At 65.6% G+C, this 23,160-nt stretch carries 19 protein-coding genes and 2 tRNA genes; 9 read left to right on the top strand and 12 right to left on the bottom strand.

All coding sequences use genetic code 11. From position 1 onward, the window contains the following. Position 1: 1 nt before the first annotated feature. Entirely contained in the window at positions 2 to 1,555 is a 1,554-nt protein-coding gene (locus ACLIJ1_RS04260; protein ID WP_411364227.1) for an NAD(P)H-hydrate dehydratase, read from the top strand. Here the strand turns inward: ACLIJ1_RS04260 and ACLIJ1_RS04255 are convergent, their stop codons facing one another. After that, complete coding sequence (locus tag ACLIJ1_RS04255) at positions 1,556 to 2,107, bottom strand: YggT family protein (RefSeq protein WP_411364226.1); 552 nt, start codon at positions 2,105 to 2,107, stop codon at positions 1,556 to 1,558. It abuts the gene before it with no gap. Then, positions 2,107 to 4,377: a ribonuclease R gene (rnr, locus tag ACLIJ1_RS04250; protein ID WP_411364225.1), complete on the bottom strand. Its 2,271-nt coding sequence runs from the start codon at positions 4,375 to 4,377 to the stop codon at positions 2,107 to 2,109. The genes ACLIJ1_RS04255 and rnr overlap by 1 nt, the downstream gene beginning before the upstream one ends. A gap of 49 nt (positions 4,378 to 4,426) precedes the next feature. Here rnr and ACLIJ1_RS04245 point away from each other — a divergent pair. Beyond that, a tRNA-Leu gene (locus ACLIJ1_RS04245) sits at positions 4,427 to 4,511 on the top strand. A gap of 106 nt (positions 4,512 to 4,617) precedes the next feature. On the opposite strand, the gene rimO is transcribed toward ACLIJ1_RS04245, so the two are convergent. The 5 genes from rimO to ACLIJ1_RS04220 all read right to left on the bottom strand — a co-directional run bounded on the left by rimO (position 4,618) and on the right by ACLIJ1_RS04220 (position 10,064). Further along, positions 4,618 to 6,003, bottom strand: a complete 1,386-nt coding sequence (gene rimO / locus ACLIJ1_RS04240) for a 30S ribosomal protein S12 methylthiotransferase RimO (RefSeq protein WP_411364224.1) — start codon at positions 6,001 to 6,003, stop codon at positions 4,618 to 4,620. Positions 6,004 to 6,034: 31 nt separating this feature from the next. After that, positions 6,035 to 6,577, bottom strand: coding sequence for a polyhydroxyalkanoate synthesis repressor PhaR (phaR, locus tag ACLIJ1_RS04235; RefSeq protein WP_411364223.1), 543 nt, complete (start codon positions 6,575 to 6,577; stop codon positions 6,035 to 6,037). Positions 6,578 to 6,773: 196 nt separating this feature from the next. Further along, positions 6,774 to 6,850: transfer RNA gene (locus ACLIJ1_RS04230), tRNA-Val, on the bottom strand. A 61-nt stretch (positions 6,851 to 6,911) separates the two neighbouring features. After that, the gene (locus tag ACLIJ1_RS04225) at positions 6,912 to 9,194 is read right to left on the bottom strand and encodes a RelA/SpoT family protein (RefSeq protein ID WP_411364222.1); all 2,283 of its coding nucleotides are present in this window, start codon (positions 9,192 to 9,194) and stop codon (positions 6,912 to 6,914) included. 15 nt (positions 9,195 to 9,209) lie between these two features. Then, positions 9,210 to 10,064 carry an alpha/beta fold hydrolase gene (locus tag ACLIJ1_RS04220; protein WP_411364784.1) on the bottom strand — a complete coding sequence of 285 codons (855 nt, stop codon included), beginning with the start codon at positions 10,062 to 10,064 and terminating at the stop codon, positions 9,210 to 9,212. A 148-nt stretch (positions 10,065 to 10,212) separates the two neighbouring features. Between ACLIJ1_RS04220 and ACLIJ1_RS04215 the strand changes: the two genes are divergently transcribed. Further along, positions 10,213 to 10,983 carry a 3-hydroxybutyrate dehydrogenase gene (locus tag ACLIJ1_RS04215; RefSeq protein ID WP_411364221.1) on the top strand — a complete coding sequence of 257 codons (771 nt, stop codon included), beginning with the start codon at positions 10,213 to 10,215 and terminating at the stop codon, positions 10,981 to 10,983. A gap of 18 nt (positions 10,984 to 11,001) precedes the next feature. Here the strand turns inward: ACLIJ1_RS04215 and ACLIJ1_RS04210 are convergent, their stop codons facing one another. After that, on the bottom strand, positions 11,002 to 11,622 hold the full coding sequence (locus tag ACLIJ1_RS04210) for an SIMPL domain-containing protein (protein WP_411364220.1): 621 nt from the start codon (positions 11,620 to 11,622) through the stop codon (positions 11,002 to 11,004). 122 nt (positions 11,623 to 11,744) lie between these two features. Continuing rightward, positions 11,745 to 12,041, bottom strand: a complete 297-nt coding sequence (locus ACLIJ1_RS04205) for a hypothetical protein (protein ID WP_411364219.1) — start codon at positions 12,039 to 12,041, stop codon at positions 11,745 to 11,747. A gap of 169 nt (positions 12,042 to 12,210) precedes the next feature. Here ACLIJ1_RS04205 and ompR point away from each other — a divergent pair, with 169 nt between their 5' ends. Together ompR and ACLIJ1_RS04195 are read left to right on the top strand one after the other, a co-directional pair. Further along, positions 12,211 to 12,942: a two-component system response regulator OmpR gene (ompR, locus tag ACLIJ1_RS04200; protein ID WP_411364218.1), complete on the top strand. Its 732-nt coding sequence runs from the start codon at positions 12,211 to 12,213 to the stop codon at positions 12,940 to 12,942. Next, on the top strand, positions 12,942 to 14,357 hold the full coding sequence (locus ACLIJ1_RS04195; protein WP_411364217.1) for an ATP-binding protein: 1,416 nt from the start codon (positions 12,942 to 12,944) through the stop codon (positions 14,355 to 14,357). Before ompR ends, ACLIJ1_RS04195 begins: the two co-directional genes overlap by 1 nt. 33 nt (positions 14,358 to 14,390) lie before the next feature. On the opposite strand, the gene ispF is transcribed toward ACLIJ1_RS04195, so the two are convergent. Then, on the bottom strand, positions 14,391 to 14,879 hold the full coding sequence (gene ispF / locus ACLIJ1_RS04190; protein WP_411364216.1) for a 2-C-methyl-D-erythritol 2,4-cyclodiphosphate synthase: 489 nt from the start codon (positions 14,877 to 14,879) through the stop codon (positions 14,391 to 14,393). Positions 14,880 to 14,887: 8 nt separating this feature from the next. Then, complete coding sequence (gene ispD, locus ACLIJ1_RS04185) at positions 14,888 to 15,604, bottom strand: 2-C-methyl-D-erythritol 4-phosphate cytidylyltransferase (protein WP_411364215.1); 717 nt, start codon at positions 15,602 to 15,604, stop codon at positions 14,888 to 14,890. Between the two features lie 80 nt (positions 15,605 to 15,684). Here ispD and mfd point away from each other — a divergent pair, with 80 nt between their 5' ends. From mfd to serB, 3 genes are all read left to right on the top strand, one after another. Further along, positions 15,685 to 19,170, top strand: coding sequence for a transcription-repair coupling factor (gene mfd, locus ACLIJ1_RS04180; RefSeq protein WP_411364214.1), 3,486 nt, complete (start codon positions 15,685 to 15,687; stop codon positions 19,168 to 19,170). Between the two features lie 133 nt (positions 19,171 to 19,303). Then, on the top strand, positions 19,304 to 19,813 hold the full coding sequence (locus ACLIJ1_RS04175; RefSeq protein ID WP_411364213.1) for a DUF4405 domain-containing protein: 510 nt from the start codon (positions 19,304 to 19,306) through the stop codon (positions 19,811 to 19,813). Positions 19,814 to 19,850: 37 nt separating this feature from the next. Next, a complete protein-coding gene (gene serB, locus ACLIJ1_RS04170; RefSeq protein WP_411364212.1) occupies positions 19,851 to 20,567 on the top strand; it encodes a phosphoserine phosphatase SerB in 717 nt (238 codons plus the stop codon). Between the two features lie 20 nt (positions 20,568 to 20,587). Here the strand turns inward: serB and ACLIJ1_RS04165 are convergent, their stop codons facing one another. Next, positions 20,588 to 21,958, bottom strand: a complete 1,371-nt coding sequence (locus ACLIJ1_RS04165; protein WP_411364211.1) for a TrpB-like pyridoxal phosphate-dependent enzyme — start codon at positions 21,956 to 21,958, stop codon at positions 20,588 to 20,590. 141 nt (positions 21,959 to 22,099) lie between these two features. Here ACLIJ1_RS04165 and ACLIJ1_RS04160 point away from each other — a divergent pair, with 141 nt between their 5' ends. Next, positions 22,100 to 23,146: an AraC family transcriptional regulator gene (locus tag ACLIJ1_RS04160; protein ID WP_411364210.1), complete on the top strand. Its 1,047-nt coding sequence runs from the start codon at positions 22,100 to 22,102 to the stop codon at positions 23,144 to 23,146. Positions 23,147 to 23,160 lie beyond the last annotated feature (14 nt).

Genomic DNA, 23,160 nt, shown 5'->3' with positions numbered 1-23,160 from the left:
CATGCGGCGTATCGGCAGCCACCATCCGGAGCCGCTGTACAGCGTGGAGGCCACGCGTGCCATCGAGCATGCGCTGACCTCTGCCCTTCCGCCCTTTGCCTTGATGACCCGCGCCGGGACGGCCACGGCGCAGCTCGCTCGGTCACTGGCCCCCCACGCCCGGCGCATCTGGATCGCCTGCGGGCCCGGCAACAACGGTGGCGATGGCCTGGTCGCTGCCCGCCACCTGCACGAGGCGCGGCACACCCACCCCGGTGCCGCGGAGGTTGTGGTCACCCTGTGCTGCACCGAACCGGGACGGCTTCCTGAAGACGCAGCGAGAGCACTCGCCGAAGCACTGGCTGCTGGTGTCTGCATCGCCCACGCCCCACCCGACGGTGCCGACCTGGTGATCGACGCCCTGCTCGGCATCGGCGCACGAAATGCTCCCTCCGCCCTGATCGCGGAACACCTCTTGCAGATGCATGCATTGGCATGCCCGGTGCTGGCTGTCGATGTGCCCAGCGGCCTGATGGCAGACACTGGTGTCTACCTCGGGCCCGCGCCGCACACATCGAATGCCCCGCGCCACACACTCTCCCTGCTGACGCTCAAACCCGGTCTGTTCACCGCCGACGGTCGGGATCTGGCTGGCACCGTGTGGTTCGACCCGCTGGAGCCCCATGGGTCGGCCAGCCCCCTGCCCGTCGCGCAGCTGTTCGGACAGGACGGCGGCAAGCCAACGAGCCGTTCGCATGCCACCCACAAAGGCTCCCAAGGCGACGTGGTGGTCATCGGTGGGCAGGACATCACCCAAAGTGGTGCTGGCATGACCGGTGCGGCCATCCTGGCGGCCCGGGCCGCCCTGCATGCCGGCGCGGGACGCGTCTACGTCGGATTGCTGGGTGACCACAGCGACGCGGTCCGCTGGGACCCGCTGTGTCCCGAACTGATGTTCCGCCGCTCCGGGCTGCTTGCGCAGGCGCGTGACCTGATGGCGGACGCGACCGTGGTTTGTGGTTGCGGCGGAGGAACGGCGGTGGCCGATGTGCTGCCAGTCCTGCTCTCGAGCTGTGTGTCGCTGGTGCTCGACGCCGATGCGCTCAACCATCTGGCGGAAGACCCCGTCCTGCAAACCCTCATGGCGCAACGCCAGACGCGTGGCGTCCAGACGGTGATCACTCCCCACCCGCTGGAAGCAGCTCGACTGCTGGGCACCGGCACCCGGGAAGTGATGGGGGACCGGTTGCAAGCGGCAACCGCCCTGAGCCTGCGCTTCGGCGTCACCTGCGTGCTCAAGGGCTCGGGCACCGTCGTTGCTGCACCAGGGCAGACACCGCACATCAACAGCAGTGGCAATCCCGCGCTGGCCACCGCCGGCACTGGCGATGTGCTGGCCGGCTGGATCGGCTCCCTTTTGACCCAGGCCAGACGGGCAGGTAGCGATCCGCTGACCGCCGTACTCGCCGCGGTCTTCGCACACGGCCATCTGGCCGACCAGTGGGTGGCTGGGAGCGAAGAAACGCTCACCGCCCACCGCCTTGCGATGGGCATCGGTTCAGCGGGAATACGTTGATCAGCCCAGCAGGATCAGACCGACCTGCAACAGAACGATCAGCACCAGCACCGACAGGTCCACTCCACCGATCAGCGGCAGCACCCGGCGAACTGGCTTGAGGATCGGGCTGCACAACCGGTCCAGCATGCCCATCAACGGCGATCCCGGCTGCACCCAGGACAACACAGCGTAGACCAGCAGCATCACCATCAGCCCCTGCAGCATCACCCGCACCAGCAACCTCAATGCAAGTTCGGGAATGACCAGCAGGATCGACGATGACACCGCGGCTGGCAGCAAGGCCGCTTGCAGCAGCACCCAAAGCACTCCGTAACCCAGCGCCAGCACCACCGCGGCGGCAAGGCTGCCCCAGTCGACGCGGCTCTGGACCAGCGACCGCGGCAACAGCTTGCGCAGAGGCGCTACCAGCCAGTGGGTCAGGGCCATCACGAAGCGACCGGGCTGGGCTGACATGTTGACCTTCACCTGGTTCATCCAGGCACGCAGCAACGCCGCGCCCACCATCAGGAAGCCTGCCGTCTCCAGCAGGAACAGCACCACCGCCCGCATCAGCGACGCCCCTTCCGGGTATTGCCTGGCGCTCCGCGCTCGGTGCCCCTGTCCGGACCCCGAGCTGCCTTGCGTGCCGCGCGCGAACCGGATGGCTTCGGGGCCTTGGCCGGCTTGCCCTTCTCGGGAGCACGCTCGTTGCGTGGTCGCTCGCGCCCCCGGCTCTCGTCAGCAATCGGCTGCCCACCGGTCTTGTCCCGCATCGCCCTGAGCACGACATCGTCGTTGCCCGAAACCAGCCGGAAATCGATGCGGCGACCATCCAGATCCACCCGGCTGACCTGCACCTGGACACGTGAGCCCAGCGCATAGCGGATACCAGTGCGCTCGCCGCGCAGCTCCTGGCGTGCCTCGTCGAACCGGAAGTACTCTCCGCCCAGTTCGGTGATGTGCACCAGACCTTCGACATACATCGCATCCAGTGTCACGAACAGACCGAAGCTGGTGACCGAGGTCACCACACCACTGAATTCCTCGCCCAGATGCTCGCGCATGTACTTGCACTTGAGCCAGGCTTCGACATCGCGGCTGGCCTCGTCGGCGCGGCGCTCGTTGGCGCTGCAGTGCAAGCCAGCAGCCTGCCACGCCATCTGGTCGGCAGAAGGCTTCTTGGCGGCTTCACCGGGTGCCGGCGGCTTGACGCGGCTGGCCAGTCGTTTGCTGAGCTTGGCGTGGGCTTCTCCCGGCGTGGGCAAATCGGGAAGCTGGTACTTCTGCTTCGCCAGGATGGCCTTGATGACCCGGTGCACCAGCAGATCCGGATAGCGGCGGATCGGGCTGGTGAAGTGGGTATATGCATCGAAGGCCAGGCCGAAATGGCCCTGGTTCATCGGCGTGTAGATCGCCTGCGACATCGAGCGCAGCAGCATCGTGTGGATCTGTTGCGCCTCCGGCCGGTCTTTGGTGGCATTGGCGATCTGCTGGAACTCCGACGGGTGCGGGTTGTCGCTGATCGACAGCGGCACACCCATCGCCTTGAGGTAGTTGCGCAGCGTCTCCTGTTTCTCGGGCGTTGGCCCTTCGTGCACGCGGAACAGGCCCGCCTGCTTGCCTTGGGCGATGAACTCGGCCGAGCAGACGTTGGCCGCCAGCATGGCTTCCTCGATCAGCTTGTGCGCATCGTTGCGGGTGCGCGGCACGATCCGTTCGATGCGTCCCGATTCATCGCAGACGATCTGGGTTTCCACCGTCTCGAAATCCACCGCGCCACGCGCATTGCGCGCCGTCAGCAGTGCGCGGTAGACGTCGTGCAGGTTGAGCAGATACGTCACCAGCGGCTTGCGGTTCTGGGCCTCGGGTCCACGCGTGTTCTGCAGGATCGCAGCCACCTCGGTATAGGTGAAACGCGCGTGACTGAACATCACGGCCGGGTAGAACTGGTAAGCGTGAATCTCACCCTTGGCGTTGATCAGCATGTCGCAGACCATGCACAGACGCTCGACGCCCGGGTTGAGCGAGCAGAGGCCGTTGGAGAGCTTCTCCGGCAGCATGGGAATCACGCGACGCGGGAAGTACACCGAAGTCGCTCGGTCGTAAGCGTCGACGTCGATCGCCGAGCCGGTCTGCACGTAGTGGCTCACATCGGCAATCGCCACCAGTAGGCGCCAGCCCTTGGCGCGGCCCACCTTGGCCGGCTCGCAATACACCGCATCGTCGAAGTCGCGCGCGTCCTCGCCGTCGATGGTGACCAGCGGCACGTCGCGCAGGTCCACTCTGTGCCTGTGGTCGCTAGAGCGCACGTGATCCGGCAGCGCGCGAGCCTGTGCCATCGCAGAATCGGAGAACTCGTGCGGCACGCCGTACTTGCGTACGGCGATCTCGATCTCCATGCCCGGATCGTCGATCTCGCCCAGCACTTCCTTGACACGACCCACCGGCTGCCCGTAGAGCGCTGGCGGCTCTGTCAGCTCGACCACCACCACCTGGCCCGGTTTGGCGGAACCGGTCGCACCCTTGGGCACCAATACATCCTGACCGTAGCGCTTGTCTTCAGGCGCCACCAGCCAGACGCCACTCTCCTGCAGCAGGCGCCCGATGATCGGTGCAGATGAGCGTTCGATGATTTCGGTGACACGACCCTCGGGGCGCCCCTTGCGGTCCAGGCGCACGATCCGCGCCTTCACGCGGTCCTTGTGCAGCACCGCCCGCATTTCATTGGAGGGAAGATAGATGTCGGGTTGTCCGTCGTCGCGGACCACAAATCCGTGCCCGTCGCGATGACCGGAGACGACACCTTCGAATTCGGCCAGCAGGCTGTTTTTTTCGTTCAAGATTTTTCGTTTCTGTTTTTTGATGCTATACTAGCGGTCTTCCTGAGATGCCCAGGTGGCGGAATTGGTAGACGCACTAGTTTCAGGTACTAGCGCCGAGAGGCGTGGAGGTTCGAGTCCTCTCTTGGGCACCAATCATAAGGGCTTGCAAACGATGAGTTTGCAAGCCCTTTTCTTTTTTCGTTGCAGCAATGAATGCGAAAAGGGGCCGCTCGCAAAGCCCCATTTCGCACCTTGTCATCAGACCGGCAGCGCCACGAGATCGTGACCCTCGGCCGCCACGATGCGTGCCTTCGTGAACTCGCCAACCTTCATCGTCTTGCTGATCTTCTCGGGCGGCAGCAGCCGCACCACACCATCGATCTCCGGTGCGTCCGCGTAGCTGCGCCCCAAACCGCCCTTCTTTCCCAACCCTGGCGCCGAATCCACCAGCACCTGCATGGTGGCACCCACACGGGTCTGCAGCTTTTCCGCCGACACCGCCTCGGCCAATGCCATGAACCGCGCTTGCCGTTCGGCGCGCAGCACGTCGGGCACGGGATCAGGCAGGTCGTTGGCTGCCGCACCGTTCACGGGCGAGTATGCGAAACAACCCGCGCGATCGATGCGAGCCTCCGCCACGAAGTCCAGCAGGTGCTGGAACTCTGCTTCGGTCTCGCCAGGGAAGCCCGCGATGAAGGTACTGCGCACCACGATTTCGGGACACAGTTCGCGCCAGCGTGCGATGCGCTCCAGGTTCTTCTCACCGCTGGCCGGGCGCTTCATGCGCCTGAGCACATCGGGATGGCTGTGCTGCAACGGGACATCGAGGTACGGCAACACCAGCCCGTCGGCCATCAGCGGAATCACATCGTCCACATGCGGGTACGGATACACATAGTGCAGGCGCACCCATGCGCCATAGCTGCGCGCCAGTTCACCCAGCGTGCGCACCAGATCCAGCATGCGGGTCTTGACAGGCTTGCCGTCCCAGAAGCCGGTCCGGTACTGAACATCGACGCCGTAAGCCGAGGTGTCCTGGCTGACCACCAGCAACTCTTTCACGCCAGCCTCGAACAGCTTGCGCGCTTCGCCCAGCACGTCGCCGATCGGTCTGCTCACGAGATCACCACGCATCGACGGGATGATGCAGAAGGTGCAGCGGTGGTTGCAGCCCTCACTGATCTTCAGGTAAGCGTAGTGCCGCGGCGTGAGCTTGATGCCCTGCGGAGGCACGAGATCGACGAAGGGGTCGTGTGGCTTTGGCAGATGCTTGTGCACCGCTTCCATCACCTCATGGGTAGCGTGCGGCCCGGTGACGGCGAGCACGCTGGGGTGCATCTGCTGCACCATGTTGCCGCCGCCCTCACCTTCGCGCGCGCCCAGGCAACCGGTCACGATCACCCTGCCGTTTTCGGCCAGCGCCTCTCCGATGGTGTCGAGACTTTCCTTGACGGCGTCGTCGATGAAGCCGCAGGTATTGACGATGACGATGTCGGCACCGGCAAAGGTCTTTGAGGTCTGGTAACCCTCGGCGCTCAGTTGCGTGAGGATCAGCTCGGAGTCCGTGAGGGCCTTGGGACAGCCCAGGCTCACGAACCCGACTTTGGGCGCCACGGCGCCCGGAGAAACAGGGGATTCACTCATCCCCTGATTGTCTCAGACCAGCGCCAGTTGCTCAGCGCTTGAGGCCAAAGGCCGCCAGCATCTGTTCGCTGTTCTTCTGCATCTGCTCCTGCATCTGCGTGAAGGCGCTGCGCGACTGTTCCAGATACGTCCCCATCATGCCCTGCATCATCGGCGACTGGACGTTCATGAACTGCTTCCAGACCTCGGGGTTGAGGCCCTTGGACTGTTCGGCCATCTTGGACTGCAGGTCCATGAAGATCTGCACGTTCTTCTCGAGGTAGGACCCCATGAAGTCCTGCATCGCGTGGCCGTAGAAGCGGATGATGTTGGCCAGCACCTGCTCGGTGAAGATTGGCACGCCGGCCGTTTCTTCTTCGAGAATGATCTGCAGCAGGATGCTGCGGGTCAGGTCTTCGTTGGACTTGGCATCACGGACCACGAAACGTTCGTTGTCCATGACCAGCGACTTGACCTCGGCGAGCGTGATGTACGACGAGGTATCGGTGTCGTAGAGACGGCGGTTGGGGTACTTCTTGATGACCCGCACGGCCTCCGGACTGGAGGCGTGGGCATCGGCCTTGCTTTTTTGCACGACGGGACCTTCACGTAAGACCGGTAAGCCCCCAGGGAAAGGGAGCTGCCCAAACGCACCATTTTAGGAACCACAACCGATTTCGGTCAGATGGGTTTTCCCTGTGCGAATCTTGATCATGCCACGCTGCGAAGCGAACACCGCAAAGAAAAAGGGCCTGACGAAAACGTCGGGCCCTTGCGGTTTCGGAGATGTTTGGTAGGCGCGATTGGACTCGAACCAACGACCCCCACCATGTCAAGGTGGTGCTCTAACCAGCTGAGCTACGCGCCTGCAAACTGTCCGAAGCCTCGCAGTATAGCAGGTTCTGAGCGATTTTTCGAACGTAGCCAGATCATTTGCGCCGGACCATGCGAACACCGGCCACATCGCCCACCACCGACATGGCGCGGGACACTTGCCGTGCATCGGTCACTTCTATGGTGAACGTCATCCATGCGATGCCTTTGACCGACTGCGTCTGAACGCCAATCACATTCATCTTTTCTCGGGCAAACACATCCGAGATATCGCGCAGCAGACCCTGGCGGTCGTTGGCCTCAACGGCCACATCCACCGGGTACATTGCCGACCCGCCATCCTTCACCCCGGACACAGCGCCACCCCATTGCACCTCGATCACCCGATCGGGGTTGGTTCGCTGCAGGTGAGCAAAATCGCCGCAGTCGCTGCGGTGGATGCTGACGCCCTTGCCGCGGGTGACGAAACCGCGGATGTCGTCCGGCGGCGCCGGCTTGCAGCACTTGGCCAGCTGGGTCATGAGCGAGTCCACACCCACCACCAGCACACCACCACTGCTTCCACCGCGCGCCGGGCGTGGCTTCTTCAGCCACGGCGGCACGTCGTCGACGACTGGCTGCTCACCCGGTCTGAGATGGACTTCCAGTGCGCGCAACGACAGCTCGTCCTTGCCCACCTGCTCGAACAGTTCCTGCGCCGAAGACAGACCGACCATGCTGGCCAGTTCTTCGAACCGCACTGCCGTGCGTCCCTCGCGCTGCAGCAGGCGCTCGACCGCTTCACGCCCCCGCGCCACGGTCTCTTCCATCGCCAGCTGGTTGAACCACGCGCGCACCTTGCTCTTTGCGCGGTGCCCAACCAGGTAGCCCAGCTCGGCGTTGAGCCAGTCGCGGGACGGGCCACCCTCCTTGGCCGCGATGATCTCGATGGTCTGCCCGTTCTGCAGGGGCGTATTCAGCGGCACCATGGCGCCGTCGACCCGCGCACCACGGCAGCGGTGTCCCAGGTTCGTGTGCACCGAATAGGCAAAGTCCACCGGCGTGGCGCCCTGCTGCAACTCGACGATCGCTGCATCGGGGGTCAGGACGTAGATGCGATCGTCGAACAACCCTTTGGACGGGCCGCTGAGGTCGCGCTCCCAGGCCAGCAGCTGTCGAAGCACGGCGATCTTCGCGTCGTACTCCGAACTGGCCGACACGCCTGCATAGCCCTTGGTGCCAGCTTCCTTGTAGGCCCAGTGCGCCGCCACGCCATGCTCGGCGTGGTCGTGCATTTCCTGCGAGCGGATCTGGATCTCGAACGCGCGGCCCTGGTCGTCGCGCACCACGGTGTGCAGCGACTGGTAGCCGTTGGGCTTGGGCTTGGCGATGTAGTCGTCGAACTCCTCGGGCACCGGCGTGAACTGCGCGTGAACCAGCGCCAGCACGCTGTAGCAGTCGTCCTTGTCCGGCACGACCACGCGCAATGCCCGGATGTCGAACACGCGGCTGAAGTCCAGCGACTTGCCGCGCATCTTCTTGATGATGCTGTAGATGTGCTTGGGCCGGCCTTGCACGGAAGCACGGATGCCATGCGCCTGGAGGTCTGTCTCCAGTTGCTGGCGCACCTGCTCGATGTGCGCCTCGCGCTCGGCACGCTTCTCGTCCAGCAGCCGCGCCACCTGCTTGTAGGTCTGCGGCTCCAGGAAGCGGAACGCGAGGTCTTCCATCTCCCACTTGATCTGCCAGATCCCTAGCCGATTGGCCAGCGGTGCGAACACATGCAGCGATTCACTGGCCAGCGCCGCCCCCGGATCACCCTTGCAGGCCGCGAAATAGCGCAGCGTCTGCAACCGGGAGGCCAGCCGCAACATGACAACCCGCAGGTCGCGCGAAAACGCCAGCAGCATCTTGCGCACGTTCTCGGTCTGGCTGGCAGCCAGTTCCGACACGGCCGTCTTGCCGGGAGAAGCCACGGGCAAGGCAGCTTCCAGGGCGGCCTGACGTTCTTCGGTTTTCTTCGCCTGAGCTTCGGCCGACTTGATGCGCGCCTGCCGCTGCAGCTGCACCAGTTTGGTCGTCTCCATCGCCAGGGCCGCGAAGTTGTCGCCAAAGGCCTTGGCAATCACCTCCTGAGGTCGGTTCAGATGCTGGCAGGCGTAGACCAGATAAGCAGCCGCCTGCATGGCTTCGGAGCCGCCAATGTCGCGCAACACCGCGGCCACCGCATCGGCGTGCTCCAGGATGTTTTCGCCGGTATCCAGTTGTTCACAGGCCAGCAGCGGTTCGGCAAAAGCGCGCGCGCGCGCAAGCGCCTGGGCCTCTTGCGGCAGGCTGTCGGAGATGGCGGCGACGATGGCCGCCGTCGGCGCGGAGGGCGCGGGGGTCGGGTACTGCATGACCGTCTAACGTCCTCAGGCGGCGGTCAGAAAGTCACGGACACAGCCCACCTGGTCTTGCGCCACCAGCGTCGGCGCATGGCCGACGCCGGTGAATTCGACGCAAAGTGCCTTGGGGCCACGTTCGCCCATGCTGCGCGCCGTCTCGCGGGTGAGCAGGTCGGAGTCGCCTCCACGCAGCAGCAAGGTTCTGGCCGTGATGGCGTCGTACAAACCCCAGAGGAATGCTTCACCGTCGGCCACCGACTTGCGGGCCGCGGCCTGATCGACGTTGTCCGTGAGCGCCCGCACCGGCACTGCGATGGATGGGTCGTAGTGCAACCACCAGCGTCCGTCCCTCTGACGCAGCAACGGCCGGCACAGTGCCATCCACTGCTCGTCGCTGTGCGGTCCGAAACCGGTCGAAATGGAGCGAAGGTAGTTGGCGGCCTCCTGCTCGCTCTCAAACGACGGGTTGCGTCCGAGATAGCTGCCGATGCGGCACAGGGCCTCCCACTGGATCACCGGCCCGACATCGTTGAGAACCAGGCGGCGGATGCCGATCTGCGGCTGCGCCGCCAACACCATGCCAATCAGCCCGCCCATGCTGGTCCCCACCCAGTCGACCTTCAGGTCGGCATCCACGGCGCGCAGGCTGGCCACCAACTGGGCCAGGTCTGCGGCATAGGTACCCACCTGGTAGGCCATCGGATCGGCCAGCCAGTCGCTGTGGCCCCGCCCCGCCACATCCACCGCGATCACGCGTGAATGGGCGCTGAGCGCCGTCGCCAGCACATCAAAGTCCCGCCCCTGACGGGACAGGCCATGCACGCAGATCACCACACGGTGGGGGTCGACGCCCATCTGGCCCGGCCAGTCCCAATATGCCAGGCGTCGCGGTTGGCCGGATGCGGCCACAGCGCCACCGACCTCAAGGAAACGCAGTGCTGGCGGCTGGCTGGATCCGTACATCCCAGGGGACTCCGTGATAATGGTTTGCATGTTGTTCAACCAATCGTAATGGAACTGGAGATCCCCCATGCTCGCGAACAAAACCGCTCTCGTCACAGGCTCCACCAGCGGCATCGGCCTGGGCATTGCCAAGGCTCTTGCCCGCCAGGGGGCCAATATCGTGTTGAACGGGTTCGGCGATGCTGAAGCACCCAAGGCAGAGATTGCCGCGCTGGGTGTGAAGGTCGCCTATCACGGGGCTGACATGAGCAAGCCAGCCGAGATCGAAGACATGATGAAGTTCGCCGCCGCCCAGTTCGGCCAGGTCGACATCCTCGTGAACAACGCCGGCATCCAACATGTCGCCCGCGTCGAGGACTTTCCGGTCGAGAAGTGGGACGCCATCATCGCCATCAACCTCTCCAGCGCCTTCCACGCAACGCGACTGGCGCTGCCCGCCATGCGCGCAGCCAACTGGGGCCGCATCATCAACGTTGCCTCGGTGCATGGGCTGGTGGCGTCGGCCGAGAAGTCAGCCTATGTGGCCGCCAAGCACGGCGTGGTCGGCCTGACCAAGGTGACCGCCCTGGAGAATGCCACCACAGGCGTGACCTGCAACGCCATCTGCCCGGGCTGGGTGTTGACGCCGCTGGTTCAGAAACAGGTCGACGCCAAAGCCGCCGCCCTGGGCATCTCCAACGAAGATGCCAAGAAACAGCTGCTCGGCGAAAAGGAACCCTCGATGCAGTTCACCACGCCCGAAGAGCTGGGCGAACTGGCGGTGTTTTTCTGCTCACCGGCTGGCGCCAACGTGCGTGGCGTGGCCTGGAACATGGACGGCGGCTGGACCGCCCAGTAAGCCGCTGAGCAGCAGGCCTCAGCGCAGTTGGACGGAGCCGGAGACCGTGACGGTCACCTGGCTCTTGCCGGCTTCGAGCGGCAATGGCGCATCGGATGCGACGGACGCCGCCATGGGTGCTTGCTGAAACCGCGCGTAGACCGGCCGCTCGCCCTGACCGGCCGAACTCACCGACACCTCCCGCAGGGTGTATCCGGCGAAACCAAAACCCTTGGCCACCTCGGCGGCCTTGGCCTTGAAACGCTCGATCGCCATCGACTGCGCCTCAGACTCAAGCTTCTGCTGGGCTTCGCGCGAGAGCGAAAACGCGACGTTGCCGACACCCATGGACGTGGCCTTGCCAGCGGTGCTGCTGATGCGCAGGAAATCGTGTCCTTCAAGGATCAGCTCTGCCGTGCCCTGCCAGCCCGCGATCTTGCCGTTGCTGCCATGCCGCGGGAACACGCCGAACGAACCCGTCCGCACTTCCAGCTGCTTGGTTGCAACCTGCGGTTTGGCAATCGCCATCGCCGCATCGACCGCCTGACGCAACTGGGTCTGCACTACGGATGCGTCACCGCCATCGCGCGACACCGTCAAGGTCATCGTCAACCAGTCCTGTGGCACATCGAGCTGGCCGCTGGCAGAGATGACCGCCACGTTGGCGGGAATCTCCGGTTTGGCCGCCTGCGCCCGGACCCCGCCGGCGAGCAAAAGGCCAGACAGGACAACAACCAGACCGCGGCCCACGGGCAACGTGGCCGCTCTGAAGATGCAAACACTCATTTTTCGCGGGAAGCTTCGGTGGTGGTCTGGTCGCGCAACTGCTCCCGCAGCCGCTGGCGCTCTTCGGGGCTGAGGCGGTAGGGCTTGCCCAGCCCTTCACCCTCGCTCTTCGGCTGGCGCAAGGCCTCACGCAGGCGCGGCGCAGGAGGCCGGCCATCTCCGCTGTCGGCTGGCGAAGCCGTCACAGGCACCACCACCATCGTATGAACAGGCCGCTCGCGCTGCTCCAGCGCCGCTGCGCACAGCGAAACACCCAGCAAGGCGGCGGCAATTGGAATGCGGAAGTCGGTCATGAATCCGGGAAGTCAAGGCAATGGGGAGAATTCTGGGCGGGCAGATGGTAACGGTGTGAGCGCCCCAGGCAACATTTGTAACAGCCGGTCAAAAAACCAAAAAACAAGGCCTGACAAGCACTTGGCGCTGACACAATCGCCTTTGTTACATTTACCGGGAGTTGCTTCCATGCCACAAAACGCCACCCGCCCCAACAAGATCCTGGTCGTTGACGACGATGTCCGCATCCGTGACCTCCTGCGTCGTTACCTGATGCAGGAAGGTTTCGAAGTCATGCTGGCCGAAGACGGCAAGGCCCTGAACCGGGTGTTGCAGCGCGAAGCAGTGGACCTGATCGTGCTGGACCTGATGATGCCGGGTGAAGATGGCCTGTCGATCTGCCGGCGCCTGCGCGCCAACGGCGACCGCACGCCGATCATCATGCTGACCGCCAAGAGCGAAGATGTGGACCGCATCGTGGGTCTGGAGGTCGGCGCCGACGACTACCTGGGCAAGCCGTTCAATCCGCGCGAACTGCTGGCCCGCGTGCATGCTGTGCTGCGCCGCCGCCCGCCCGCCGAAGTGCCGGGAGCCCCTTCGCAGGATGCCGAGGTGGTCAATTTCGGCCCGTTCGAGTTCGACCTGAGCTTGCGCACCTTGCGCAAGGATGGCGCCGACCTGCCGCTGACCACTGGCGAATTCGCCATGCTCAAGGCGCTGGTGCGCCACCCACGCCAGCCGCTGTCGCGCGAGAAGTTGGCCCAGCTGGCCCGCGGCCGCGAGTTCGAACCGTTCGACCGCAGCCTGGACGTGCAGGTCTCGCGCCTGCGCAAGCTGATTGAAGAAGACGCAGCCTCGCCCCGCTACCTGCAGACTGTCTGGGGGGTGGGCTACGTGTTTGTGCCGGACGGCAACGCCTGATGATCGACGAATCGCGGGTCCCGAGCTTCGAGACCGAGCCAGCCGCACTGGAAACGCTGCCGGCCCCGCTGGAATCGCGGCGGCCGCGGGAGGTCAGCCTGTTCTGGCGGACCTTCTTCCTGCTGGGTCTGCTGCTGCTCGGTTGTATCGTGGCCTGGCTGCAGACGTTTCGTGCCCTCGAATTCGAACCCCGAACGCTTCAGAGTGCGCAGCAACTGGCCTCGCTGGTGAACCTGAGCCGGGCGGCGCTGGTTCACTCGGACTCGATTGCGCGCGTCTCGCTGGTCAAGACCATGGCCGACGAGGAAAAGGTGCGCATCGCTCCGCGCGAACCTGGCGACAAGTACCGCCTGTACGACGCCGACCCGCTCAGCCGCACGGTGAGCGCCCAGTTGAGCGCACGGCTGGGGCCGGACACGGTGGTGGCGCGCGAGGTCAATGGCAAGCCGGGCCTGTGGATCGGCTTTTCGATCGACGGCGACCCCTACTGGCTTCAGGCCGATCCATCGCGGGTCGAGCTGGTCACGGGCACGACATGGATGATCTGGCTGAGCACTGCCGCCGTGCTGTCGCTGATGGGTGCGGCACTGATTGCCCGCCTGATCAACCGGCCCCTGCAGAAGCTCTCGTTCGCGGCCAGCCGGGTGCGCGAGGGCGACTTCACGTCCAGCCGGCTCAACGAAGCCGTCGCCACCAGCGAGATCCGCCAGGTCAACATCGGCTTCAACCGCATGGCGCAGCGACTGTCCAAGATCGAGCAGGACCGCGCGCTGATGCTGGCGGGTATCTCGCACGACCTGCGCACGCCGCTGGCCCGGCTGCGGCTGGAGACCGAGATGAGCGTGGCGGACCGGGAAGCGCGGGAGCACATGTCGGCCGACATCGAACAGGTCAACGCGATCATCGACAAGTTCCTCGACTACGCGCGGCCGGACCACATCGAACTGCACCTGGTCAATCTCAACGAGGTGATCGAGGCTGCGGTCTTCTCGCTGGGCAATCCGCCGGACGTGGTGGTCAAGACCAGCATTCCGCCGGAGACGATGGTCATGGGCGATGCGGTCGAGCTCAATCGTGTGTTCTCCAATTTGCTGCAGAACGCCGTGCGCTACGGCCGAAACCCGATCACCGGCGTGACCGAAATCGACATCGGCGCCAAGACCAAGGAAACCTGGGTGCTGGTCAAGCTGCGGGACCACGGGCCGGGGGTGAACCCGGACATGTTGGCGCAGCTGACGCAGCCCTTCTTCCGGGGCGACGCCTCGCGCAGCGCAGCCACCGGCACCGGCCTGGGACTGGCCATCGTCGAGCGCGCCATTGCGCGCATGGGTGGCCGCTTCGCGCTGGCCAACAGCAGCTCGGGCGGCCTGGCTGCCCACATCAAGCTGCCGGTCGGAGAAAAGGAAAAGAAGTAACGACCCGCGCGCCGCAAGGCGCTGGTCGCGGTCTCAGCGGAGCACCAGCAGCGCGACCGCCCTCGCCTCGATGGAAAGCCCCTGCCCCACCGGTCCGAGCTTCTCGGCGGTCTTGGCCTTCACATTGACACAGCCGACCGGCACGCCTAGCGACTGCGCGATGCGTTCACACATGCCCGGGATGTGAGGGCCCAGCTTGGGCGCCTGCGCGACCACTGTGCTGTCGACGTTGCCGATCTCGAAGCCTGCGTCGCGCACGCGGCGCGCGACCTCGGTCAGCAGCACCATCGAATCGGAACCCTTGAAACGCGGATCGGTGTCGGGGAAGTGCCGGCCGATGTCGCCCAGCGCGGCTGCCCCGAGCAGCGCGTCGGTGATCGCGTGCAACAGCACGTCGGCATCCGAGTGGCCCAGCAGACCGGCGCTGTGCGGAATCGTGACGCCGCCGATGATCAGGGGACGGCCGGGCACGAGGGCGTGGACGTCCCAGCCCTCACCGATGCGAAAAGGAATGTGGTTCATGGCGGCAATCAGGTGCGGCTGGCGAGAATGGCTTCGGCCAGCGCGAAATCTTCGGGATAGGTCACTTTGAAGTTCTGGGCGCTGCCGGGCACCAGCAACGGCTTGTGCCCTGCCATCTCCATCGCGCTGGCTTCATCGGTCACACCGGCAAAACCATTGACCTGTTGCGCCGCCAGCGCGCTGTGCAGCAGGCCCAGGCGGAACATCTGCGGCGTCTGCGCCAGCCACTTGTCCGAGCGGTCGACGGTCGCCGAAACACGGCCCTCGGACTCGGTCTTGAGGGTGTCCGGCAGCTTGAGCGCCAGCAGGCCACCCACCGGATCGTTCCAGCAGGCGTCGATCAGCACATCGATCTGCGCCGGCGTGATCAGGCAGCGTGCCGCGTCGTGCACCAGCACCCAGTCGTTGTCCGCCGCGCCGCGCGTCTTCAGCGCCTCCAGCCCGTTGAAAACGCTGTGGGCCCGGGTCGCGCCGCCGCATTGCGCCAGTCGCAGTTCGGGATAGTCGACGGTCAGGAAGCGGTCTTCGGGCGCCACCACCAGCAGGGTCTGTGTGATGCGCGAGACCTCGTTGAAGGCGGTGAGCGTGTGCAACACCATCGGCAGGCCCGCCACCATCTGGTACTGCTTGGGGCCAGTGGTGCCGGCGCGCGACCCGGTACCCGCACAGGGAAGCAGCGCGTGGCACCGCACGAGGCTGGCGGGTGTGACAGAGGAATCGTTCATGGTCCGCGGCATTCTAGAATCACTGCACCATACCCCCCTGTCTCTGTGACCGGGGGGTTTCGCCATTTCCGCCCGAATCCATGGACCTGCCCAAGCTCACTCCTGGCAAACGTTTCCAACTGCCCCGCCCGGCCGGCTCCGCCGATGCCTTGCTGCTGGCTCAACTGGCGCAGCGGGAAAAAGCCGCCGGACGGCCGACCGCCATCGTCACCGCCGACGCGACGGATGCGCAGCGGCTGATGGACGAGATGGCGTTCTTCGCGCCCGGCTTGCGCTGCGCGCTGTTCCCCGACTGGGAGACGCTGCCGTACGACGCGTTTTCGCCGCACCAGGACCTGATCTCCGAACGCCTGGCCACGCTCTGGCGCATCCAGCAGCAGGACAAGGACACTGGCGCCGACGTGGTGCTGGTGCCGGCCACGACCGCGCTGTACCGGCTGGCGCCGCCGTCGTTCCTCGCGGGCTACACCTTCCAGTTCAAGGTCAAGCAGAAGCTGGATGAGGCCAAACTCAAGGGGCAGCTCACGCTGGCAGGCTACAACCACGTGAGCCAGGTCGTCAGCCCCGGTGAATACGCGGTGCGCGGCGGCCTGATCGACCTCTTCCCGATGGGTTCGCAAGTGCCCTACCGCGTCGACCTGTTCGACGACGAGATCGATTCGATCCGCACCTTCGATCCCGACAGCCAGCGCAGCCTCTACCCGGTGCCCGAGGTGCGGCTGCTGCCCGGCCGCGAATTCCCGATGGACGAGCCGGCGCGCGCGCGTTTCCGCAGCCGCTGGCGCGAACTGCTGGAAGGCGACCCGACCAAGAGCCGCATCTACAAGGACATGGGCAACGGCGTTGCCACCGCCGGCATCGAGTACTACCTGCCGCTGTTCTTCGAAGAGACCGCGACCGTCTTCGACTACCTGGGTGAGCAGGCAACAGTCGTGCTGCACGGCGATCTGGAACCGTCCTTCCAGCGCTTCTGGCAGGACACGCAGGACCGCTACCGCATCGTGCGCAACGACCCGGACCGACCGGCCTTGCCGCCCGAGAGCCTGTTCCTGTCGATCGAACAGTTCTACGCGCTGTCCAACCGCCACGCCCAGCTCGCGATCCGTCCAGCGGTCGAGGACATCGCCGACAACGCCTTCGCCCAGAAGCTGACCGACCTCACCGCCGTGCGCGGCGCTGAAGACCCGCTGGCCCGCCTGCAGGCCCACGTGGCTGCAACGGCGCACCGCGTGCTGCTGCTGGCCGAGAGCGACGGCCGGCGCGAGAGTCTGCTGGACTTCATCCGCGCCAGCGGCCTGAACCCACCGGCCTTCGACTCCCTGGACGAGTTCCGAGGCAGCGACGAGAAGATCGGCATCGCCACCTCGGGTCTGACCGTGGGCTTTGCCTGGCAGGAAGCGGGCATCGACTTCGTCACCGAGACCGAACTGTTCGCCGCCGGCCCGACCACGCGCCGGCGCAAGAAACAGGAACAGGTCAGCGACGTCGACGCGCTGATCAAGGACCTCTCCGAACTCAACGTGGGCGACCCCGTGGTGCACAGCGCGCACGGTATCGGCCGCTACCGCGGACTGGTGAACCTGGACATGGGGGACAGAAACCCCGACGGCACGCCCGCGCTGCAGGAGTTCCTGCACCTGGAATACGCCGACAAGGCCGTGCTCTACGTCCCGGTGAGCCAGCTCAGCCTGATCGGCCGCTACACCGGGGTGAGCGCCGACGAGGCGCCGCTGCACAAGCTGGGCAGCGGCCAGTGGGAAAAAGCCAAGCGCCGCGCGGCGGAGCAGGTGCGCGACGCCGCCGCCGAGCTGCTGAACATCTACGCCCGCCGCGCCGCGCGCCAGGGCCACGCCTTCCGATTCAGCGCGCAGGACTACGAGATCTTCGCCAATGACTTCGGCTTCGAGGAAACCGCCGACCAGAAGGCCGCGATCCACGCGGTCATCCAGGACATGATCAGCCCGCAGCCCATGGACCGCCTGGTCTGCGGCGACGTCGGTTTCGGCAAGACAGAAGTCGCGCTGCGCGCCGCTTTCGTCGCCATCACTGGCGGCAAGCAGGTCGCCTTCCTGGCCCCCACCACGCTGCTGGCCGAGCAGCACTACCAGACGCTGGTGGACCGCTTTGCCAAGTGGCCGGTGAAGGTGTCGGAGATGAGCCGCTTCCGTTCGCAGAAGGAAATCACGGCCGCGATGAAGGGGATCAACGACGGCAGCGTCGACATCGTCGTCGGCACGCACAAGCTGTTGAGCGAGAAGACGCAGTTCAAGAACCTGGGGCTGCTCATCATCGACGAGGAACACCGATTCGGCGTGCGCCACAAAGAGGCGATGAAGCAGCTGCGCGCCGAAGTGGACGTGCTCACCCTGACAGCAACGCCGATCCCGCGCACGCTGGGCATGGCGCTCGAAGGCTTGCGCGACCTGTCGGTCATCGCCACCGCGCCGCAGCGCCGGCTGGCGATCAAGACCTTTGTCCGAAACGAAGGCAATGGCGTGATCCGCGAAGCCGTGCTGCGCGAACTCAAGCGCGGCGGCCAGGTCTACTTCCTGCACAACGAGGTCGACACGATCGAGAACCGCAAGCAGAAACTGGAAGAAATCCTGCCAGAGGCGCGCATCGCGATTGCCCACGGCCAGATGCCCGAGCGGGACCTGGAGCGCGTGATGCGCGACTTCGTGGCGCAGCGCTACAACCTGCTGCTGTGCTCGACCATCATCGAGACCGGCATCGACGTGCCCACGGCGAACACCATCGTCATGAGCCGCGCCGACAAGTTCGGCCTGGCCCAGCTGCACCAGCTGCGCGGCCGTGTCGGCCGCAGCCACCACCAGGCCTACGCGTACCTGCTGGTGCCCGAAATCGAGGGCCTGACTAAGCAGGCAGCGCAGCGGCTGGACGCGATCCAGCAGATGGAAGAGCTGGGCTCGGGCTTCTACCTGGCCATGCACGACCTGGAGATCCGCGGCGCCGGCGAGGTGCTGGGCGAGAACCAGAGCGGCAACATGCTCGAGGTCGGCTTCCAGCTCTACAACGAGATGCTGAGCGAGGCGGTGAGCGCGCTCAAGGCCGGGCGCGAGCCGGATCTGCTGAGCCCGCTGTCGGTCACCACCGACATCAACCTGCACGCCCCCGCCCTGCTGCCCAACGACTACTGCGGCGACGTGCACCTGCGCCTGTCGTTCTACAAGAAGCTGGCGACCGCCAAGACCACCGACCAGGTCGACGGCCTGCTGGAGGAGATCGTCGACCGCTTCGGCAAGCTGCCGCCGCAAACCCAGACCCTCATCGACGTGCACCGCCTTCGGGTGCTGTCGGCGCCGTACGGTGTGGTCAAGGTCGATGCTGCGCCGGGTGTGGTGAACATCACCTTCAAGCCCAACCCGCCGATCGAGCCGATGCGCATCATCGAGCTGATCCAGAAGAACAAGCACATCAAGCTGGCCGGAAACGAGAAGCTGCGCATCGAACGCGCCCTGCCCGAGGTGAAAGACCGGGTGCAGCTGGTGCGGGACGTGCTGCGGTCGCTCGGCCAGCCGCTGAAGGCCGACGCAAAGGCTGCCTGACCTTGGTCCCGGCCCTGACCCACATCAAAAACAGGATCACCCGCAGCCCACGTTCACCCGGCGTTCACACAGCGGCGACCAAACTTCAACGCAGAAGCTTCAGCATCGAAGCGTTCAACTTGAAGGAAGAAAAATGAACCTCTCCGCCCAACGCCCCTGGATCACCCCCGTCGTCATCGGCGCCTTTTCCCTGTCCGCCGTCACCGGCGTGCTGATGTTTTTCCACCTCGACTCGGGCCTGAACAAGACGGCCCACGAATGGCTCAGCTGGGCCATGGTGATCGGCGTGACCCTGCACGTGCTGCTGAACATGCCGGCGTTCAAGCGCTACTTCAACCAGAACACCGGTCGCGCCATCGTCGGCGCCTTTGCCGTGGTCCTGGCGCTCAGCTTCATCCCGGCCGGCGGTGAGGGAGGCAGCGAGCCCGGCTTCGCCCCGCCGGTGCGTGCCCTGGCCAAGGCCCCGATCACGGTGCTCGCCCAGGTCGCCGGCACCAGCACCGACGACCTCAAGGCCAAGCTGCAGGCCCAGGGCCTGACCGTCACCAGCGACCAGCAGTCGGTGGCCGATCTGGTGGGCGGCGACCTGCGCAAGCAGATCGGCACGATGTCGAAGGTGCTGCCCGCTGCGGCCAAGCCCTGACGCAGAGGGTCATCCCGGCTCCCGCGATAATTCCGGGATGACTTCTCCCACCGAATTCGCCCCGGGTCTGACGGTCCAGGGCATCACGCCACCCCTGAACCTGCGCGATTTCAAGCTGATCGCGTTCGACATGGACTCCACGCTGATCAACATCGAATGCGTGGACGAGATCGCCGACGCCGCCGGCCGAAAGGCCGAGGTAGCTGCCATCACCGAAGCCGCCATGCGCGGCGAAATCACCGACTACAAGGACAGCCTGCGCCAGCGGGTCGCCCTGCTCAAGGGCGTGACCGAAGAGCACCTGGCCCAGGTCTACCGCGCGCGCCTGCGCCTGAACCCCGGCGCCGCCGAGCTGGTGCTGGCCTGCAAGGCAGCCGGGTTGAAGGTGCTGCTGGTCAGTGGCGGCTTCACCTACTTCGCCGAGCGCCTGCGCGACCGGCTGGCGCTGGACTTCGCGCGCAGCAACCAGCTGGAAATCGTCGACGGCAAGCTCACCGGCCGCCTGCTCGACCAGAGCTGGGGCGACATCTGTGACGGCGCGATGAAGCGCGAGACCCTGATGCGCACCTGCAGCCTGATCGGCTGCTCACCGGCGCAGGCGATCGCCATGGGCGACGGCGCCAACGACCTGGAGATGATGGGTGTGGCCGGTCTGTCGGTGGCCTACCGCGCGAAGCCCAAGGTGCGCGCGCAGGCCAGGGTCGCGATCGACATGGGCGGGCTGGACCGCCTGCTCGAAGTGGTCCAGCCCTGAGCGCCCGCTCCGTCTGAAACTCAGGCGGGTTCCGGGACGCTGGGCAGCCCGGACAGGGCCATTGCCAGTTCCTTCTCGTCGTACTGCTCGTCCTTGAGCTCACCGGCGAAGTACTTCTGGTAGGCCGCCATGTCGAAGTGGCCATGGCCGCAGAGGTTGAACAGGATGGTCTCGCTCTTGCCCTCGCGCTTGCAGCGCAGGGCTTCTGCGATCGCTCCCTTGACCGCGTGGTTGGCCTCGGGCGCCGGCACGATGCCTTCGGCGCGCGCGAAGGTCACGCCCGCTTCAAAACACTCGCCCTGCGTGTAGGCCACGGCGTCCAGCAAGCCCAGCTCCTTGCAATGGCTCACCAGCGGCGCCATGCCGTGGTAACGCAAGCCACCGGCGTGGAAGCCCGGCGGTGTGAAGGTGCTGCCCAGGGTGTGCATCTTGGTCAGCGGCGTCATGTGGCCGGTGTCGCCGAAGTCGTAGGCGTATTTGCCTCGCGTGAGCGACGGACAGGCCGCCGGCTCGACCGCGACGATGCGCGACTTGCGACCACCTCGCAGCGCGTGACCGATGAAGGGGAAAGCGATGCCGGCGAAGTTCGAGCCGCCACCGGTGCAGCCGACCACCACGTCGGGCCAGGCGTCAGCCATCTGCATCTGCTCCATGGCTTCAAGGCCGATGATGGTCTGGTGCATCAGCACGTGGTTCAGCACCGAGCCCAGCGCGTACTTGGTGTCTTCACGCTGCACCGCCAGCTCGACTGCCTCGGAGATCGCGATGCCAAGGCTACCCGGATGGTCGGGCCGCTGGGCCAGCACGCTGCGGCCGTACTCGGTCTGGTTCGACGGTGACGGCAGGCAACGTGCGCCGTAGGTCTCCATCACAGCGCGGCGATAGGGCTTCTGGTCGTAGGAAACGCGCACCTGGAACACCAGCACTTCGAGGTCGAACAGCGAACCCGCGAACGACAGCGAGGTGCCCCATTGGCCAGCGCCGGTCTCGGTGGTGAGGCGCTTGACGCCCGCCTGCTTGTTGTAGAAGGCCTGCGGAATCGCGGTGTTGGGCTTGTGGCTGCCGGCGGGGCTGACACCTTCGTATTTGTAGAAGATCTTGGCCGGCGTGCCGAGCGCCTTTTCCAGACGGTGGGCGCGGTACAGCGGCGCCGGACGCCAGAGCTTGTAGATGTCGCGCACCGGCTCGGGAATCTCGATCTCGCGTTCGGTGCTGACCTCTTGCAGGATCAGTTCCATCGGGAACAGCGGCGCCAGGTCATCGGGGCCGATCGGCTGCAAGGTGCCAGGGTGCAACACGGCCGGCAGCGCCTTGGGCAGGTCGGCCTGGATGTTGTACCAGAACTTGGGCATCTGGCTTTCGTCGAGCAGGTACTTGGTCTGCAGCGTCATGGCGGGTCTCCTGAAAGGGTGGAACAGGGGTGGACAGCGAACCGGACCATTCTGGAATCAGCCCGCCGCCACGACCATCCGCGAAACGAACGCGGGTATCCGATAAGTGAAAAACCCCGGGTAATCACTAACATGCGCCGCATGGCTCCCAGCCCCGCGCCCTCCCCTTTGGCTCTTTCCGCTGCCAGCCCCGGCTGGCTGGACCGCCACGAGCCGCGCGGCGCCCCCTGGTCGGCGCTGTCGGTGCTGGCCTCCGACGACCTCGACGAAACCCGCGAGCAGATCGCACGCATCTACAAGCCGCACGACCTGTCCGTGATCGGCACCCGCCAGCGCGTGCGCGCCCGCATGCACCACCGCGCACTGGGCCCCTCGGTCTCGCTCAACCGGCTGGCCCATGGCGCGGCGGTGCGCATCGACCCGGACCGGCTGGACGACTTCTTCCTGGTGCAGATGCCGCTGGCCGGTGAGGCCGCCGTGTGGCACCAGAACGCCTGCCACCACTGCAGTGCGGGACAGGCCACAGTGATCTCGCCGCAGGACGCGGTGCGCATGGAATGGTCGGGCGACTGCGACCAGTTCATGCTGCGCATCGATCGCCAGCGGCTGCTGCACGTGGCGGCGGCCATCAGCGGCCAGGAAACCGCGGCCACCTTGCGGCTGGCGCCACAGCTGGACTTGCGCCAGGGCTCGGGCGCGCACTGGTGGCAGCTGATGCACTACCTCTCGGCCCTGCTGCAGCCTGGCGGTGAACACCCCTCGTCAGGCCTCCACATCGCGATGCTGGAAGACCATGTGCTGGCCATGCTGCTGCGCGTGGCCTGGGCGCCCGCCACGGTGAGCCGGGCACCGGCGTCTGCCACCCTACCCAAGCTGAGACAGCTGGAGGACTACATCGAGGCGCACCTGGACCAACCGCTGACCGTGGCCGATCTGGCGCGGGTGGTCCACAGCAGCGTGCGCCTGGTGCAGCAGCTCTTCGCCCGCGAACGCGGCACCACACCGTTGGCGCACATCCGGCGCCTGCGACTGGAGCGCGTGCGCCATGATCTGATGCATCCCGGCGCCGACACCCGCGTGCTGCAGACGGCATCACGATGGGGCTTCGAGCACCCAGGCCGCTTCGCCGCCGCCTACCAGCAGGCCTACGGCGAAAGCCCCAGCGCCACGCTCGCGCGAAGCCAGTGACCCGCGCAGCGGTG

It is taken from the genome of Hydrogenophaga sp. RWCD_12, assembly GCF_046604225.1.
Taxonomy (GTDB): Bacteria; Pseudomonadota; Gammaproteobacteria; order Burkholderiales; family Burkholderiaceae_C; genus Hydrogenophaga.
This window is presented reverse-complemented; position numbering and strand designations above follow the sequence as displayed.